Source organism: Nonomuraea sp. NPDC049625, assembly GCF_040675285.1.
Classification (GTDB): domain Bacteria; phylum Actinomycetota; class Actinomycetes; order Streptosporangiales; family Streptosporangiaceae; genus Nonomuraea; species Nonomuraea angiospora_A.
In genome coordinates this window covers 33,693-49,220 of the sequence record NZ_JBFAOQ010000009.1, presented here as the reverse complement: position 1 = coordinate 49,220, position 15,528 = coordinate 33,693, and the positions used below count along the sequence as shown (strand labels likewise).

The 15,528-nt window shown below is 71.9% G+C and carries 13 protein-coding genes; 4 read left to right on the top strand and 9 right to left on the bottom strand.

What is annotated here, in order from left to right:
• Positions 1 to 100 precede the first annotated feature (100 nt).
• Positions 101 to 3,835: a S8 family serine peptidase gene (locus AB0J87_RS34675; protein ID WP_363972050.1), complete on the top strand. Its 3,735-nt coding sequence runs from the start codon at positions 101 to 103 to the stop codon at positions 3,833 to 3,835.
• On the opposite strand, the gene AB0J87_RS34670 is transcribed toward AB0J87_RS34675, so the two are convergent.
• Complete coding sequence (locus AB0J87_RS34670; protein WP_363972048.1) at positions 3,820 to 4,365, bottom strand: helix-turn-helix domain-containing protein; 546 nt, start codon at positions 4,363 to 4,365, stop codon at positions 3,820 to 3,822. The genes AB0J87_RS34675 and AB0J87_RS34670 overlap by 16 nt on opposite strands.
• Before the next feature lie 71 nt (positions 4,366 to 4,436).
• Here AB0J87_RS34670 and AB0J87_RS34665 point away from each other — a divergent pair, with 71 nt between their 5' ends.
• Complete coding sequence (locus tag AB0J87_RS34665; RefSeq protein WP_363972046.1) at positions 4,437 to 5,240, top strand: SDR family oxidoreductase; 804 nt, start codon at positions 4,437 to 4,439, stop codon at positions 5,238 to 5,240.
• A gap of 24 nt (positions 5,241 to 5,264) precedes the next feature.
• Here AB0J87_RS34665 and AB0J87_RS34660 read toward each other — a convergent pair whose 3' ends face one another.
• From AB0J87_RS34660 to AB0J87_RS34625, 8 genes are read right to left on the bottom strand one after another with little or no spacing between them, the layout of a single operon-like run.
• Positions 5,265 to 5,996, bottom strand: a complete 732-nt coding sequence (locus AB0J87_RS34660) for a carbon-nitrogen hydrolase family protein (protein ID WP_363972044.1) — start codon at positions 5,994 to 5,996, stop codon at positions 5,265 to 5,267.
• A 25-nt stretch (positions 5,997 to 6,021) separates the two neighbouring features.
• Positions 6,022 to 6,450, bottom strand: a complete 429-nt coding sequence (locus AB0J87_RS34655) for a helix-turn-helix domain-containing protein (protein WP_363972042.1) — start codon at positions 6,448 to 6,450, stop codon at positions 6,022 to 6,024.
• Positions 6,451 to 6,479: 29 nt separating this feature from the next.
• Positions 6,480 to 8,069: an ABC transporter ATP-binding protein gene (locus tag AB0J87_RS34650; protein ID WP_363972040.1), complete on the bottom strand. Its 1,590-nt coding sequence runs from the start codon at positions 8,067 to 8,069 to the stop codon at positions 6,480 to 6,482.
• Entirely contained in the window at positions 8,066 to 9,139 is a 1,074-nt protein-coding gene (locus AB0J87_RS34645) for a serine hydrolase domain-containing protein (protein WP_363972038.1), read from the bottom strand. Before AB0J87_RS34645 ends, AB0J87_RS34650 begins: the two co-directional genes overlap by 4 nt.
• Positions 9,136 to 10,299, bottom strand: coding sequence for an anhydro-N-acetylmuramic acid kinase (locus AB0J87_RS34640; protein WP_363972036.1), 1,164 nt, complete (start codon positions 10,297 to 10,299; stop codon positions 9,136 to 9,138). The genes AB0J87_RS34645 and AB0J87_RS34640 overlap by 4 nt, the downstream gene beginning before the upstream one ends.
• Positions 10,296 to 11,108 carry an ABC transporter permease gene (locus AB0J87_RS34635; RefSeq protein WP_355198520.1) on the bottom strand — a complete coding sequence of 271 codons (813 nt, stop codon included), beginning with the start codon at positions 11,106 to 11,108 and terminating at the stop codon, positions 10,296 to 10,298. Before AB0J87_RS34635 ends, AB0J87_RS34640 begins: the two co-directional genes overlap by 4 nt.
• The gene (locus AB0J87_RS34630; RefSeq protein ID WP_363972034.1) at positions 11,105 to 12,058 is read right to left on the bottom strand and encodes an ABC transporter permease; all 954 of its coding nucleotides are present in this window, start codon (positions 12,056 to 12,058) and stop codon (positions 11,105 to 11,107) included. Before AB0J87_RS34630 ends, AB0J87_RS34635 begins: the two co-directional genes overlap by 4 nt.
• Complete coding sequence (locus AB0J87_RS34625) at positions 12,058 to 13,611, bottom strand: ABC transporter substrate-binding protein (protein ID WP_363972032.1); 1,554 nt, start codon at positions 13,609 to 13,611, stop codon at positions 12,058 to 12,060. Before AB0J87_RS34625 ends, AB0J87_RS34630 begins: the two co-directional genes overlap by 1 nt.
• Positions 13,612 to 13,697: 86 nt before the next feature.
• On the opposite strand from AB0J87_RS34625, the gene AB0J87_RS34620 reads away from it, so the two are divergent.
• Positions 13,698 to 14,582 carry a MurR/RpiR family transcriptional regulator gene (locus tag AB0J87_RS34620; RefSeq protein WP_363972030.1) on the top strand — a complete coding sequence of 295 codons (885 nt, stop codon included), beginning with the start codon at positions 13,698 to 13,700 and terminating at the stop codon, positions 14,580 to 14,582.
• 55 nt (positions 14,583 to 14,637) lie between these two features.
• The gene (locus tag AB0J87_RS34615) at positions 14,638 to 15,525 is read left to right on the top strand and encodes a sulfotransferase (RefSeq protein WP_363972028.1); all 888 of its coding nucleotides are present in this window, start codon (positions 14,638 to 14,640) and stop codon (positions 15,523 to 15,525) included.
• The last annotated feature ends 3 nt before the right edge of the window (positions 15,526 to 15,528 follow it).

Genomic DNA, 15,528 nt, shown 5'->3' with positions numbered 1-15,528 from the left:
CCGACAAGTCGGGATCTGGCCACACCAACCTCATAGACAACGTCCATCCGGATGACTAGTAATTCGGTATTCGTGCTTACCGATTCTCTGGAGGTCGTCCATGGGACGATGGCGGGTTGCGGCCGTCTCCATGGTCATGGTCGCATCGTTATTCTCGGCACCCGGCGCGCACGCCGGCACCGAGGCGGCCGGCCCGCCGATGGCGTTCACGAGCGCCCCGGCCGGCGAGATCACGCTGATCACCGGTGACCAGGTGCAGGTGCGGGCCGTGGACGGCGAGCACCGCGCGGTGACGGTCACCCCCGCGCCGCGGGCGGACGGCTCCGTGCCGACGTTCCAGGTGCTGGAGACGGACACCGGCGTGACCGTCGTCCCCGACGACGTCGCCGCCCTGGTCCCCGACCGGCTCGACACCGCGCTGTTCAACGTGACCGAGCTGGCCGAGCAGGGCTACGCGGGAGGCGCCATCCCGCTCATCCTCACCTACGAGGGCAACGCCACCAAGGCCGCCATCCCCGCCGTCAAGCAGGCCCGCACGCTGGAGAGCATCGGCGGCGCGGGCGTGTCGGTGGCCACCCGGGACGCCGCGGCGTTCGGGGCCGAGCTGGCCAAGCTGGCCACCCCGAGCCTGAGAGCGGCGGGCCCGCTGGCGGGCGTGCGGAAGATCTGGCTCGACCGCAAGGTGAAGCCGGACCTGGAGCAGAGCGTGCCGCAGATCGGCGCCCCCGAGGCGTGGGCGGCCGGGTACGACGGCACCGGCACGACCGTGGCCGTCCTCGACACCGGCGTGGACGCCGCGCACGCCGACCTGGCGGGCAAGGTCGCCGACCAGCGCGACTTCACCGGCCAGAGCGTCGCCGGCGACCCCCACGGGCACGGCACCCACGTCGCCAGCACCATCGCGGGCACGGGCGCGGGCGGCGTCGGCAAGGGCGTCGCGCCCGGCGCGCGGCTGCTCAACGGCCGCGTGCTCGACGCCGACGGCTACGGCCAGCTGTCGTGGATCATCGACGGCATGGAATGGGCGGCCGGCGAGAAGCACGCCGAGGTCGTCAACATGAGCCTGGGCGGCCGCGAGCCCGGCGGCCCGCTCACCGCGGCGGTGACGCAGCTCAGCAAGCAGTACGGCACGCTGTTCGTGGTGGCCGCCGGCAACGACGGCTGCGACGGGTGCGTGGGCGCCCCGGGCGACGCCCCCGAGGCGCTGACCGTCGGCGCGGTGGACAAGCGGGACGCGCTGGCGCCGTTCTCCAGCAGGGGCCCGATCACGGCCGACCAGTCGGTCAAGCCCGACGTCACCGCCCCCGGCGTGGACATCACCGCCGCCAAGGCGGGCGGCGGCACCCTCACGCTGTCCGGCACCTCGATGGCGACCCCGCACGTCGCGGGCGCGGCGGCGCTGCTGCGCCAGGCCCGCCCGGGGATCGCCGGCAACGAGCTGAAGTCGCTGCTCATGGCCAGTGCCAGGCCTGGCCAGGACATCTCCGTGGACGAGCAGGGCGCGGGCCGCATCGACGTGGCCGCCGCGCTCAAGGGCTCGGTCCTGGCCTCGACGGGTTCGGCGAGCTTCGGCAAGCTCACCACCGGCGAGCGGAAGAGCCTCACCGTGGGCTACCACAACCTCGGCCAGACACCCGCCGAGCTGGACCTGTCGGCCGGCGACGCGTTCACCGTCGAGCCGTCGAAGCTCACCGTGCCCGCCGGCGGGAAGGCCGAGGTGACGGTCACGGCCAAGGCGGCCGAGAGCGGGCTGGTGCGCCAGGAGCTGACGGCCGCCGTCGCGGGCGGCAGCCCGGTCCGCACGCTGCTGACCGCCAGTGTCGACGACAAGCGCGTCGAGCTGCGCGTACGCGGCATCGCCCGCGACGGCCGCCCCGGCCGCGGCGGTTTCACCGTCCTCAACCTGGACGAAGGCACCCTGGTCGGCCGCCTGCTCCCCGGCGACCCCTCCCAGCCCTGCACCGACCAGAAGTACGGCACCGGCACCTGCCTGCTGGTCAAGCCCGGCACCTACTCCGTGCTCGGCCACATCTTCACCATGCCCGCCACGCAGGACAGCACCGCCGGCGGCAAGCCGCTCAACGAGAGCCTGCTCGGCGACCCGGAAATGAAGATCACGGAGAACACCGAGGTCGTGCTGGACGCCCGCAAGGCGGTCGAGGTGAAGGTCGAGACGCCCGACCACCGGACCAAGCGGAACACCGGCGCCGCCGGGGCCCTCATGTGGTACCGCTCCGGCGAGCAGGGCACCGCGCTGCGCGGCGGCACCACGATCTCGCCCGGCGCGCAGATCGAGGAGCGGCTGTTCGTCCAGCCCACCAGGAAGGTCACCAAGGGGACCTTCACCGTCGCCACCCGCTGGCGGCTGGCGGCCCCCGAGATCGAGCTGTCCACGCCCGGCCTGGACCTGGAGCCGCAGTACGTCGACCCGGTCCAGTTCAGCGACTTCTCCACCGAGTACCCGCGCCTGGACGGCACCCAGCTGCTCATGGCCGTGGACGCGGGACGGGGCGGCGCCGAGGAGATCAAGGCCCGCGACCTGCGCGGCAAGCTCGCCGTCATCCGCCGCACGGACGGCGTGCCCGTCTCCACCCAGTCCAACGCCGCCGCGGCGGCCGGGGCCAAGATGGTCGCCGTCTACAGCGACCGGCCGGGCGCCGACGTCACCACCGGCGGCAACATGGTGAAGCTCGCCGTCCCGACCGTGCGCCTGACGCACGAGGAGGGGCTGAAGCTGGTCGCGCGGCTGCGCCACCTGCCCGTGCCGATCCTGGCCAAGGGCAACGTCGCCAGCCCGTACGTCTACGACCTCTACCTGCGTGAGAAGGGCCGCGTGCGCGACTCGCTCACGTACGTGGTCAGGTCGAGGTCGCTGGCCAGGATCGAGACCGGCTACCACAGCCAGCTGGCCGACGACGTGACGATGAACGAGGCCAGGTTCGTCTTCGAGCCGTGGGACACCTCGTCCATCTCCACGAACCTCCCCCTGGCCAAGACGCCGCGCACGCGCACCGACTACGTCACCCCCGACCCCGAGCTGAAGTGGAGCTCGTCGGCGGGCAGCCCGGAGCGGTCCTACAACAACATGTGGCCGCACCCGGACACGCCGCGCGTCCTGATGTCGTCGCCGGAGTTCCGCCCCTACGAGGTGGGGGAGCGGGTCGGCCGGACGCTGTTCAAGCAGCCGGTGATGCCCGGCATCAACCCGCGCAACCCGCTGCGCCGGGACGGCGACCGGCTGCGCATCTCGATGCAGGGCTTCGTGGACGCCGACCGCAACTACGGCGACGGGTACACCAGCATGTTCGAGCACGGCCTGAAGAGCGACTTCCGGCTCTACCAGGGCGACAAGCTGCTGCTGCAGACGAACTACCTGCCCTCGGGGTCGGGTGTGCTCCCGCCGGAGCAGGCCACGTACCGGATCGAGTACGACCTCGCCAACGAGGCCGAGTGGGCGAAGCTGTCCACCCGCACGAGGGCGGTGTGGACGTTCGGCTCGGAGCGGACCACGGCGACGACGGTGATCCCGCTGCTGCTGGCCTCGTTCGACGCGCCCGTGGACCTGAAGAACCAGGCCAGGTCGCACCGGCTGGGCCTGTCGCTCTACCACCAGGAGGGCGCGCCGCAGAGCGCGGTCAAGGACGTCTCGCTGGAGGTGTCGTACGACGACGGCGCCACCTGGAAGCCGGCCCGCCTGCGTGACAAGGGCGAGCGGAGTTACGAGACGACGCTCGACCGCTCGCCGTCCGGCTTCGTCTCGCTGCGGCTGAAGGCCTCCGACGTCAACGGCAACACCCTGTCGCAGGAGGTGATCCGCGCCTACGCGGTGCGCTGAACGCCGTGCAGGAGGGTGTCGATCACCCTCGTCGCCAGGGCGTCCGGATCGGAACCTGGGGGAGAGCCGTGCGCGGCCTCCCCCAGCAGCGCGAGATAGACCTGCCGGGCCCAGACGAGATCGGCGCCGGGGCCCAGCAGCTTCCCGAACACCGCCTCGCACAGGTCCATCACCTCGGACTGCACCGCCTGCGCCTCCTTGCTGAGCGGCACCGGGCGGGCCAGCGTGAACCGCCAGCCGAGCTTGATCTGCAGGATGTTGGCCGTGGCCTGGTGGAGTGCCACCTGGGCGGGTGCGGTGTGCGGGCGGGCGGCGTGCACGGCGTCCTGGATCTCCCGCCACGCGGCCACCTCCATGGCCTCGATCAGCGCCTCCCGGCTGGCGAACCTGCGGTGGACGGTCGCCCTGGCCACCCCCGCCGCCTCGGCGACCTGCTCCATCGTGGCCACCGGATTGGCGCTGAGCACGTCTTCCGCCGCCGCCATGATCGCGCGCATGCTGCGCTCGGCGTCGGCCCGCAGTCTTCCCATGAAGGAGACGGTACAGCCTTAAACTGAGACGAAATGGCGCAGTTCTACTAGAACGTGCTACTTTCCAACTCATGACTTACGCACTTGTCACCGGAGCCTCCTCCGGGATCGGCGCCGAGTTCGCGCGCCGGCTGGCCGCCCGAGGGCATGACCTGGTGCTGGTCGCCAGGTCCGGCCCCGCGCTGGAAACCCTCGCCGCCTCGCTGCGCCAGGCCCACGGGGTGCGGGCCGAGGTGCTCGTCCAGGACCTGTCCGCCCCCGACGCGGCCACGCGGGTCGCCGAAGAGGTGGCCGCCCGCGGGATCGCCGTCGAGCTGCTCGTCAACAACGCCGGCTTCGGCACGGCCGGGCACTTCGCGCAGATCGCGCCGGAGCGCGAGCACGACGAGCTCATGGTCAACGTCGTCGCGCTGGTGGGGCTGACGCACGCGTTCCTGCCGGGCATGCTCGCCCGGGGCTCCGGCGGCGTGGTGAACGTGGGCTCCACGGCCGGCTTCAACGTCGCCCCGTACTTCGCGACCTACGCCTCGTCCAAGACGTTCGTGCTCAACTTCAGCCTCGCGCTCTGGAGCGAGCTGCGCGGCACCGGTGTGAAGGTGCTGGCGGTCGCGCCGGGGCCGGTCGAGACCGCGTTCTTCGAGCGGATCGGCACCAGGGAGGCGGCCATCGGCGCCAAGTTCGCCACTCCCGAGCTGGTCGTCACGACCGCCTTGCGCGCGTTCGACCGCGACCGCGGGTACGTGGTGCCCGGCCGGGGCAACCTGGGCCTGGCCCACCTGATGCCCCGCCGCCCGCGCAAGCTCCTGGCCCTCATCGGCCGCCGCGTCACCCGCCAGGTCGCCGACGCCCTCACACCTTCCCCGGGGCATGGCTGAGGCGCGCGGCGGGCACGGGCAGCCCTACCGGAAGCCGCGGTCCGCGCGGTCGCGCCGGAAGGCGTCCAGGCGGTCGAAGTCCAGGTCGTGGGCCGAGACCGGGTCGTCGCCCGTGCCGGTGAAGAAGCCGGCGCGGGTCCGCGGGCAGGGGTTGGCGAACCCGGCGACGCCCGCGCAGGGATGCCCGTGGTAGGTGGTCTCGTGGTGCCAGTCGCTGACCGCCACGTACGTCATGAACTCGTACGCCCGCGCCACGGTCATGTGCTGCCACAGCTCGCGCGCCGGGGCGGGGCCGTCCCAGCGGGTGATCGAGAAAGCCGGCACCAGCACCGCGTCGAGGCCGTCGCGCCCGGCCAGGCTGGCCGAGTACCACAGGTCGGCGCAGAGCAGGACGTGCAGGCGGCGGCCGTTCAGCTCGAAGCCCGCGCTCGGGAGGCCGGGGACCACGCCCGAGCGCAGCTCGACGTCGTAGGGGTGGACCTTGTCGTACTCCGTCAGCAGCTCGCCCCCGGCGTCGAACACGGCGCCCCGGTTGACCGGGCCGTCGTAGTGGGACCCGCCGACGACCGCCATCCCCGCCCCCTTGGCCAGGGCGCGCACCCTGGCCAGGTATTCGGCACGGGGCAGGCCGGCACCGGCCAGCTCGGGCAGGAGCACCACGTCGCCCGAGCGGGCGGTGACGAGCTCCTCGATCGCGTCGAAGTTGGCGTGGCCGTCGGGAGACCAGTGAGGGGGCTGAACCAGGAGGATCTTCACCCTTCCACTGTGACGGGTGAAGGGCCTACTGCGGCTGGTGTACGCGTATAACGGACAGGTCCTCTACGTGTACGGGCTCGCGGCAGTGCGCGCACACCATGAGCGGCTCCAGCGGCTCGCCACAGCCGTGCCGCCACACCGTCGGCGGCTCGCCCTTCGTGACGTACCGGTCGCCCCAGTCCATGAGCGACAGCAGCACCGAGTGCAGCGCCCGCCCGGCATCGGTCAGCACGTACTCGTAGCGCGGCGGGTGCGACTCGTACAGCTCGCGCTCCAGCAGCCCGACCTCCTCCAGCTTGCGCAGCCTGGTGGTGAGGATGTCGCGGCTGGCGCCGGTGTTGCGGGCGATCTGGTCGAAGCGGCGCACGCCCAGCAGCACCTCCCGCATGGCCAGCAGGCTCCAGCGCTCGCCGACGACCGTCAGCGCGTTGGCGATCGAGCATTCCCTGGGCATGCTCACCTCCGAGAGTCCGAATTTCCAACCTACCTGTTGCCGGGGATCGCCGCGAGCAGCTCGCGGGTGTAGTCCGCGGACGGGCGGTCGAAGACGTCCTCGGCGGTGCCGCTCTCCACGATCCGCCCGCCGCTCATGACGTGCACCTCGTGCGAGATCATCCGTACGACGGCCAGGTCGTGGCTGATGAACAGGTAGCTCAGCCCGAGCTCGCGCTGCAGCCCGGCGAGCAGCTCCAGGATCTGCGCCTGCACCAGCACGTCGAGCGCCGAGACGGCCTCGTCCAGCACGACCAGCTCGGGCGAGAGCGCCAGCGCCCGCGCGATGGCCACCCGCTGGCGCTGACCGCCGGACAGCTCGTGCGGCAGCCGGTCGGCCATGGACGCGGGCAGCGACACCTTCTCCAGCAGCTCGGCGGCGGCCTTCCTGCGCTCGGCGGCGGTGCCGACGCGGTGCACGCGCAGCGGCTCGGCGATGGACTTCCCGACCGGGTAGCGGGGGTCGAGCGAGGCGTACGGGTTCTGGAACACCGGCTGGACCCGCCGCCGGAAGGCGAACAGCTCCCGCCTGCCGAGCGCCGCCAGGTCCGTGCCGTCGAAGCGGATGCTGCCGGAGGTGAGGTCGTCGAGGCCGAGCAGCAGGTTCGCGGTGGTCGACTTGCCCGAGCCCGACTCGCCCACGATCGAGACGGTACGGCCCTTCGGGATCCGGAACGAGACCCCGTCCACCGCGGTCAGCTCCTCGCCCGTGCCCCTGATCGGGAACACCTTGCGCAGGCCCTCGACCACCACCAGGTCCTCGGCCTCCTGAGGCGGTTCCGCGACGCGGACCGATGACAGGCTCGGCACGGCGTTCAGCAGCCGCCTGGTGTACTCGTGCGCGGGCTCGGCGAGGATCTCCGCCGCCCGCCCGGTCTCGACGATCCGGCCGTCGTGCATGACGGCCACCACGTCGGCCCGCTCCGCCGCCAGCGCCAGGTCGTGCGTGATCAGCAGGACGGCCGTGCCCATCTCGGCGGTGAGCTGTTCGAGCTGGTCGAGGATGCGCCGCTGCACGGTCACGTCCAGCGCGGAGGTGGGCTCGTCGGCGATGAGCAGCTTCGGCCGGCAGGCCAGCCCCATGGCGATCAGCGCGCGCTGGCGCATGCCGCCGGAGAACTCGTGCGGATACTGCCCGATCCGGCGGGCCGGGTCGGGGATGCCGACGAGGTCCAGCAGTTCGAGCACGCGGGCCCGGGCCGCCTTGCCGGTGGCCACGCCGTGGACCTCGAGCGCCTCGGCGATCTGGTCGCCGACGCGCATGAGCGGGTTGAGGTTCGACATGGGGTCCTGGGGGACCAGGCCGATGCCCGCGCCGCGGATCGCGGTCATCTCGCGCCCGGAGAGCCCGGTCAGGTCGCGGCCGTCGAACATGATCCGGCCGCCGGTGATGCGGCCGTTGTCCGGCAGCAGCCGGTTGACGGCGGCGGCCGTGGTGGACTTGCCGGAGCCCGACTCGCCGACCACCGCGACGGTCTGGCCGGGCAGGATCTCCATCGAGACGCCCTTGACGACGGTGACGTCCTGCCTGCGGGTGCGGAAGGCGACCGAGAGGTCACGGATCTCCAGGAGGGGGGTCATGCGGTCCTCGATCGTTGCGTGATGGTCTGCAGCAGCCCGCCCCAGAGGGCGTCGGTGGGGGTGGGGTCGCCCTCGACGAGCAGGCGGTTGCTCGCCAGGGCCAGGGCGATGTCGCGGCCGGGCACGAAGCCGACCGCGCAGCCGACGTAGCCGGGGTGGCCGAGCACGGTGACGGTCTCGTCCCACAGCTGCAGCTCGTACGTGCGGAACCCCAGGGCCTGCCCGGCGTCGGGGCCTGGGGTGAAGAACTCCTCGGCCACCTCGGGCCGCCACAGCCGGTCGTGCTCCTGGTACCGGGACATCGCCAGGCCGTAGGCGAGCAGGTCCGGCACGGTCGAGAACAGCCCGGCGTGCCCCGCGACCCCGCCGAAGGCGTGATGGGCGTTGCCGTCGGCGACCTCGCCGAGCACCGGCCCGCGCCGCCAGCGCGCGAAGTCGGAGCTGCGGTACGGCACGGGATACGGCCGGCCGGTGTCGAGCATGACCATCTCGATCCGGTCGTCCAGGGCGCTCATGGCCACCTCGGGGCCGACCGGGCGGCCGTACCCGGTCGAGCCGAGGCCGAGCGGCTCGGTGACCAGCTCGGTCACGGCCCGGTCCAGGCTCAGGCCGGTGACGGTCTCGACGATCCGGCCGAGCAGGACGAAGCCGAGGTCGGAGTAGTGGCGGGCGCGGCCGGGGCGGTAGCGCGGGGGCGGCGGCGCCGGCTGGATGTAGAGCGGCCACCACTCCCACAGCCCGCCGCGGTGCAGGAGCAGGTCCCGCACGGTGATCGCCTCGTACGAGTGGGCGAGGTACGCGCTCAGCGGCGCGTCCAGGTCCACCAGCCGGTCGGACACCAGCCGGATGAGCGCCGTCGTGGTGGCCACGACCTTCGTGACCGAGGCGAGGTCGTGGCAGGTGTCCAGGGTCATCGGCGCGTCGCCTACAAGCCGGCCGTCCTCCCGGCGCACGGTCCGGTGACCGGCGCACTCGGCGAGGTCGAACCACGGCGTCCGCGCGGCCATGACCACCCCCGCCGGGGCGCTCGCCGATTCGTCGCCCGCGGCACCGTGGTCAGGAGAGCTCATCGCGTCAGCACCAGCGAGCGGGGCGGCTCGGCGACCGGCGCCGGCAGCGCGAGCGGCCCCGCGCCGGGCGTCAGCGTGCCGAGGATGCGGGCCTCCCGGGCGCCCGTCCCGCCCGGCGCCGTGCCGGGGAGGCCGTGCGCGGTCAGCCAGCCGATCAGCGCGAACGCGATGGCCTCCTTGTCGTCGGACGGGGCCCCGTAGTCGTCGGACGGCGCCACGTCCACGCCGGGCAGCGCGGCCCGCAGCCCGTCCATGAGCACGGGGTTGCGGCAGCCGCCGCCGGAGACGACCAGCGCGCCCACCCCGGCGGCCCGCACGTCCCGGGCCACCGTCCGGACGGTCAGCTCGGTGAGTGTCGCGACCAGGTCGGCGTCTCCGGGCGCGCGTCCCGCCCGGGCCAGGGCGGCCTCCACGTACCCGAGGTGGAACAGCTCCTTGCCGGTGCTCTTGGGGGCCGCCAGCGCGTAGTACGGCTCGTCCAGCAGCACTTCCAGCAGCCGCTCGGCCACCCGGCCCGAGGCCGCGATCCGCCCGTCCGCGTCGAAGCCCCGCTCGTTCAGCCCTCTGCTCGTGACCACCGCGTCGATCAGCGCGTTCGCGGGCCCGATGTCGTAGGCGTACAGCTCGCCGCCGCGCACCACGGTCATGTTCGCGATGCCGCCCAGGTTGAGCGCCGCCGCCCCGCCCTCGTGGGCCCGCAGCAGCAGCCCGTCCAGCACCGACACCAGCGGCGCCCCGTGCCCGCCCGCCGTGATGTCCCGGACGCGCACGTCCGACAGCACCGGGACGCCGGTCCGCTCGGCGATCCACGCGGGCTGGCCGATCTGCAGCGTGCCGAGCGCGTGCGTGCCCTCCACCCAGTGGAACACCGTCTGCCCGTGCGAGACGATCAGGTCGACGGGCCCGCCCAGCGCGATCGCCGACGCCGCGGCCTCGGCGAAGCTCTGCCCGATGAGCGTGTCGAGCACGCACACCTCGGCCAGCGTCGTCTCGGCCGGCGGCAGCGCCGCGATCAGCCGGGCCCGCAGCTCCGCCGGGTACGGCGTGCTCGCCGTGTGACCCACCCGGCCTTCGAGCAGGCCGCCGACGAGCTCGAAGTCCACGACGGCCACGTCGATCCCGTCGTGCGACGTGCCGGAGATCATCCCAAGAATTCTCATCGTCTTCCTCGCGGGTCGAAGGTGTCACGCAGACCGTCGCCGAGCAGGTTGAGGCCCACCACCAGCAGCACGACGAGCGCGCCCGGCGCGATCAGCGTCCACGGTGCCACGAAGACCAGGCTGCGCGCCTCGAAGATCATCGAGCCCAGTGACGGCGCGGGCGGCGGCGTGCCCAGGCCCAGGAAGCTCAGCGACGCCTCGGTCAGCACCGCCCACGACAGCGACAGGGCGACCTGGACGATGACGATCGAGGTGATGTTCGGCAGGACGTGCCGGAGCATGATCTGCCAGCGGCTCATGCCGGTCGAGACGGCCGCCTTCACGTACTCGATCTCCCTGAGCGACAGCACCGGGCCCCGGGTGACGCGGACGAAGATGGGCACGTACACGATGGCGATGGCCACGGCGATCGTGAACCAGTTCCGGTCCAGCACCGACGCCAGCGACAGCGCCAGCAGCAGCGGCGGGAACGCGAACAGCACGTTCGTGACCCCGCCGATCGCGCCGTCGGCGACGCCGCGGTAGAAGCCGGACACGAGCCCGCCCAGCGTGCCCGCCACGGTCGCGAACACCACGGCGACGACCGCGATGAGCGCCGAGTTGCCGACCCCGGCCGCCACCCGGGAGAACACGTCCCGGCCGAACTGGTCGGTGCCGAACAGGTGCGCGCCGGACGGCGCCCCGAACCGGGAGGGCGGGTGCTGCGCGACCGGGTCGTACGGCAGCAGCCCGGCGTACGACAGCGCCGCCACGATCGCCAGCAGCACGAGGATCACCGACCCCGCCACCAGGGCGGGACTCCTCCTCACGAGGCCCTCACCCTCGGGTCGATGACCCGGTAGAGCACATCCGTCAGCAGGTTGACCAGCACGAACGCCAGCGCGATCACCAAGACCGTGCTCTGCACGACCGCGTACTCCTTCTGCTGGATGCCCAGCAGCACCTGCCGGCCGACGCCCGGCACGGAGAAGATCTGCTCCACCACGACCGCGCCGCCGAGCAGGTAGCCGAACTGCAGGCCGGTCATGGTCACGATCGGCACGAGCGCGTTGCCGAGCACGTGCCTGACCTGCAGCCGCCGCTCCGGCACGCCCTTGGCGCGGGCGGTGCGGACGAAGTCGTCCGAGCGCACCTCCAGCACCGCCGTGCGGGTGGTGCGCAGGATCGGCGCCGCGATGCCGAAGCCGAGCACCAGCGCCGGCAGGAACATCTGCTGCAGGTTGAGCAGCGGATCGTCGAAGAGCATGGCGAAGCCCTGCCCGTTGGGGTTGAACCCGAACGACGCCGCGAAGATTGACAGCAGCGCCGTGGCCAGCAGGAACGCCGGGACCGACAGCCCCGCCAGGCTCACCAGCTGGCCGAGGGCGTCCCTGGGGGAGTTGGCCCTGGAGGCCGCCAGCATGCCCAGCGGCACCCCGATCAGCAGCGCCAGCACGATCGAGAGCACCGCCAGCTCGAACGTCACCGGCAGCGAGTGCAGGGTCAGGTCGAGCACGCTCTGCTGCTGGCGGGCCGAGTAGCCGAAGTTCCCCGTGAACATGTTGCCCAGCCACGAGAAGAACTGCGCGATCAGCGGCTGGTCGAGCCCGTAGTACTGCTCCAGGGCCTGCCGCTGCGCGGGCGTGAGCGCGGCGGCCTCGGTGCCGAGCCCCGCCGTGATCCGGTCGCCGGGGATCGCCCGCAGCATGACGAACACCAGCACGGCCACCCCGAACAGGGTGCCCACCGTGCTGATGACGCGGTTGCGCATACGTCTCATCAGCTGACGGAGGTGGTCCGCAGATACTGCAGCGAGCCGCTGGCCATCGGCACGAAGCCCTGCACGCCGGAGGCCGTGGCGGTGTAGGTGTAGCCGGAGAACAGCCAGATCCAGGGGGCGTTCTCCTCCAGCTTCGCCGAGACCTGCTCGTAGATCGCCTTGCGGGCGGCCTGGTCGGTCGTCGCCTTGCCCTCGGCGAACAGCTTGTCCATCTCGGGCGAGCTGTAGCCGGCGACCTTGTTCAGGTTGCCCTTGCTGGTGAAGTAGCGGCCGTAGGAGCCGTCCGGGTCGGGGCGGCCGCCGTTGAGCGCCACGGCCGCGTCGAAGTCGGCGGCCACCCAGCGGTCCACGAACGCGCCCGACTCCAGCACCTCCAGCTCGAGGTTGATCTTGGCCTCGGCGAGCTGGGCCTTGAGGTTCTGGGCCTCGTTGACCGAGGTCGCGTACTCGCCCTGGGAGACGATGGTCTTGACGGTCACCCCGCCGGACTTGCCCGCCTTGCCGAGATACTCGGCGGCCTTGGCCAGGTCGCGGGCCGGGCAGGGGCGCTTGTTCGGGTCCGACTTGAACGCGGGGGCGGTGATCGGCCCGGTCACCTCGCCCTCGCCGAGCGCGGCGGTGTCGAGCACCTGCTTGCGGTCGATCGCGCACTGGATCGCCAGGCGCACGTTGACGTCCTTGAGGTCGCCGTGCTGCGCGTTGAGCTGGAGCACGTGGTAGTTGAGCTGCGGCGTCTTGGTCACGGTGAGCGTGCCGCCGCCCTGCGCCGTCTGCGCGACGAGCGGGTCGTTGAAGACCGCGAGCTGCACGTTGCCCGACTGCATGGCCGAGACGATGGACGACTCGTCGGGGATGACCCGGAACTCGACCGTGGCCACCTTGGGCTTCTCGCCGCCCCAGTACGCGTCGTTCCTGGCCAGCGTGATCGACTGGCTCGCCACGCGGTTGCGCAGCTTGAACGGCCCGGTGCCGTTCGGCGTGGTGTTGAGCTTCTCCTCGGTGTCGTCGGAGGAGAGCATCGCCATGTTGACCGTGGCCAGGTTGGCCGGCAGCGCGGCGTCGGGCCCGGTCAGCTCCAGCACCACGGTGCCCGCGTCGGGCGCCTCGACCGACTTCACCGACGACAGCGACGCCCTGGCCACGGCCGCCGTCTTCTCGTCCATGATCTTCTCCAGCGACGACTTCGCGTCCTGGGAGTCGAACGCGCTGCCGTCGGCGAACGTGACGCCCTGTCTCAGCTTGAGGGCAAGCTTCTTGCCGTCGTCCGAGGTCTGCCACGACTCGGCCAGCCCGGGGACCACGTTCAGGTCCTTGTCGAACTCCGTGAGCGTCCCGTACAGGTTCTGCAGCACGTTGACGGCCTGGAACTGGGTGGCCTTCCAGGGGAAGAGCGTGTCCGGGTCGGTGGTCACGCCGACCACGAGGGTCTTGCCGGAGGCCGCGCCGCCGGTGCTCGGGGCGGGCCCGGAGGATGAGGACGATGACGAGCAGCTGGTGAGGGCGACGGACAGCGCAGCGGCGATGCCGACCGCGGAGAGTGCGCCACGGGGCATGTTGGTCTCCTGGGGGGAGTCGGTCATAAAATTACGCAGACCCTACCACTGGGGTACTTTTCTTTCCGTTGCGGGGATGGGTGAGGATGTCCGAGGACGACGGGACCGTGCTGATCCGCATCCGGGCCGCCATGCCCGCGCTGAGGCCGTCGGAGCGGCGGATCGCGGAGGAGTTCGTCGGCGATCCCGCCCGGGCCGCCAACCTGTCCATCGCCGAGCTGGCCGCCCGCTGCGCGACCTCGACGACCTCCGTGGTGCGCTTCTACCAGCGCATGGGCTACGCCCACTACAAGGACCTCAGGATCGACCTGGCCAGGGCGGTGGCGCGCGAGGAGCTGACCAGGTCGAGCCTGCCGGAGGCGTCCGGCGACATCGACCGGTACGACAGCCTGGAGGGCATCGTCTCCAAGGTGGCCATGAACGAGACGCTGTCCATCGCCGACACGGCCCGTTCGCTGGACATGGAGGCGCTGGCCACCGCCGTGTCGCTGCTGCTGGCGGCCCGGCGGATCGACAGCTTCGGGGTGGGCGCGAGCTCCCTCGTGGGGCTCGACCTGCACCAGAAGCTGTCGCGCATCGGCCGTACCGCGATCAACTGGCACGACTCCCACTCGGCCTGGACGTCGGCGGCCACGCTCGACTCCGGCTGCGTGGCGGTCGCCGTGTCCCACACGGGAGCCACCGTGGACACGGTCGAGTTCCTGTCGATCGCCCGCAAGTCGGGCGCCTCGACCGTGGCCATCACGAACTTCCACGACTCGCCGCTGGCCCGGGCCGCCGACGTGACGCTCACGACGGCCGCGCGGGAGACGAAGTTCCGCTCGGGCGCGCTGGGCAGCCGCATCGCCCAGCTCATGGTGGTGGACTGCCTGTTCACCGGGGTCGCGCAGGCGTCCTACGACGAGTCGATGGCGGCGCTGCGCAACACGTACGCGGTCGTGCACGAGCGGGTCGTCCACAAGCGCGGGTGAGGTTCACAGCCCGGATTCACCTGGGGTTCACGGGCCGTCTCTACCTTTGTGGGCCATGAGCTGGAGGTACCGGGCCAACACGACGTTGGAGGGCCTGACGGGATACACGTTGACGCGGCGGCCGCGGAAGCAGCCGCCGAAGCCGCCGCCACCGCCGCCGCTGGTGATGCAGCGGCTGCCCGGCGACGAGGTGCGGCCGCCCGCCGATCCCGCGCACGACCGGCTGCTGCGCGAGCCGGTCTTCCTGCTGTCGTCCGTACGGTCGGGGTCCACGCTCCTGCGGGTCATGCTGAACAGCCACTCCCAGGTGCATTCGCCCATCGAGACGCACTTCAGGCGGCTCACGGTCGGGCTCGGCACCGAGCCCGTACGGCAGGCCATGGAGGCGCTCGGCCACACCCACAGCGACATCGAGCACATCGTGTGGGACCGGCTGCTGCACCGCGAGCTGACCCGCAGCGGCAAGCCGGTGCTGGCGGAGAAGACGCCGAGCAACGTGTTCGCCTGGCGGCGCATCGCCACCTGCTGGCCCGACGCGCGCTTCCTCTTCCTGCTGCGCCACCCCATGTCCATCGTGCAGTCCTGGCACGAGGCCGACCCGGAAAGGCGGCCCATGGAGGAGGCCGTGCCGCGCACGCTGAGCTACATGACGTACCTGGAGGAGGCCCGCACCCACCTCGACGGGCTGACCCTGCGCTACGAGGACCTGGTCGCCGACCCCGAGCGCGAGCTGCGGCGGCTCTGCCTCTTCCTGGGCGTGGAGTTCGAGCCGACCATGCTCTCCTACGGCGACAAGGACCACGGCGGCTTCGTCAAGGGCATCGGCGACTGGCGCGACAAGATCCGCACCGGGACGGTCGTCGCGGGCCGCCCCCTGCCGTCGGTGGACGAGGTGCCCGACGAGCTGCGCGAGATCTGCCGCCTGTGGGGCTACACGCGGTGACGG

What these genes read in the sequence shown, in the direction of transcription:
- AB0J87_RS34675 (WP_363972050.1), top strand. Translation starts at nt 101, where the DNA reads ATGGGACGATGGCGGGTTGCGGCCGTCTCCATGGTCATGGTCGCATCG.
- AB0J87_RS34670 (WP_363972048.1), bottom strand. Translation starts at nt 4,365, where the DNA reads ATGGGAAGACTGCGGGCCGACGCCGAGCGCAGCATGCGCGCGATCATG.
- AB0J87_RS34665 (WP_363972046.1), top strand. Translation starts at nt 4,437, where the DNA reads ATGACTTACGCACTTGTCACCGGAGCCTCCTCCGGGATCGGCGCCGAG.
- AB0J87_RS34655 (WP_363972042.1), bottom strand. Translation starts at nt 6,450, where the DNA reads ATGCCCAGGGAATGCTCGATCGCCAACGCGCTGACGGTCGTCGGCGAG.
- AB0J87_RS34650 (WP_363972040.1), bottom strand. Translation starts at nt 8,069, where the DNA reads ATGACCCCCCTCCTGGAGATCCGTGACCTCTCGGTCGCCTTCCGCACC.
- AB0J87_RS34645 (WP_363972038.1), bottom strand. Translation starts at nt 9,139, where the DNA reads ATGAGCTCTCCTGACCACGGTGCCGCGGGCGACGAATCGGCGAGCGCC.
- AB0J87_RS34640 (WP_363972036.1), bottom strand. Translation starts at nt 10,299, where the DNA reads ATGAGAATTCTTGGGATGATCTCCGGCACGTCGCACGACGGGATCGAC.
- AB0J87_RS34630 (WP_363972034.1), bottom strand. Translation starts at nt 12,058, where the DNA reads ATGAGACGTATGCGCAACCGCGTCATCAGCACGGTGGGCACCCTGTTC.
- AB0J87_RS34625 (WP_363972032.1), bottom strand. Translation starts at nt 13,611, where the DNA reads ATGCCCCGTGGCGCACTCTCCGCGGTCGGCATCGCCGCTGCGCTGTCC.
- AB0J87_RS34620 (WP_363972030.1), top strand. Translation starts at nt 13,698, where the DNA reads ATGTCCGAGGACGACGGGACCGTGCTGATCCGCATCCGGGCCGCCATG.
- AB0J87_RS34615 (WP_363972028.1), top strand. Translation starts at nt 14,638, where the DNA reads ATGAGCTGGAGGTACCGGGCCAACACGACGTTGGAGGGCCTGACGGGA.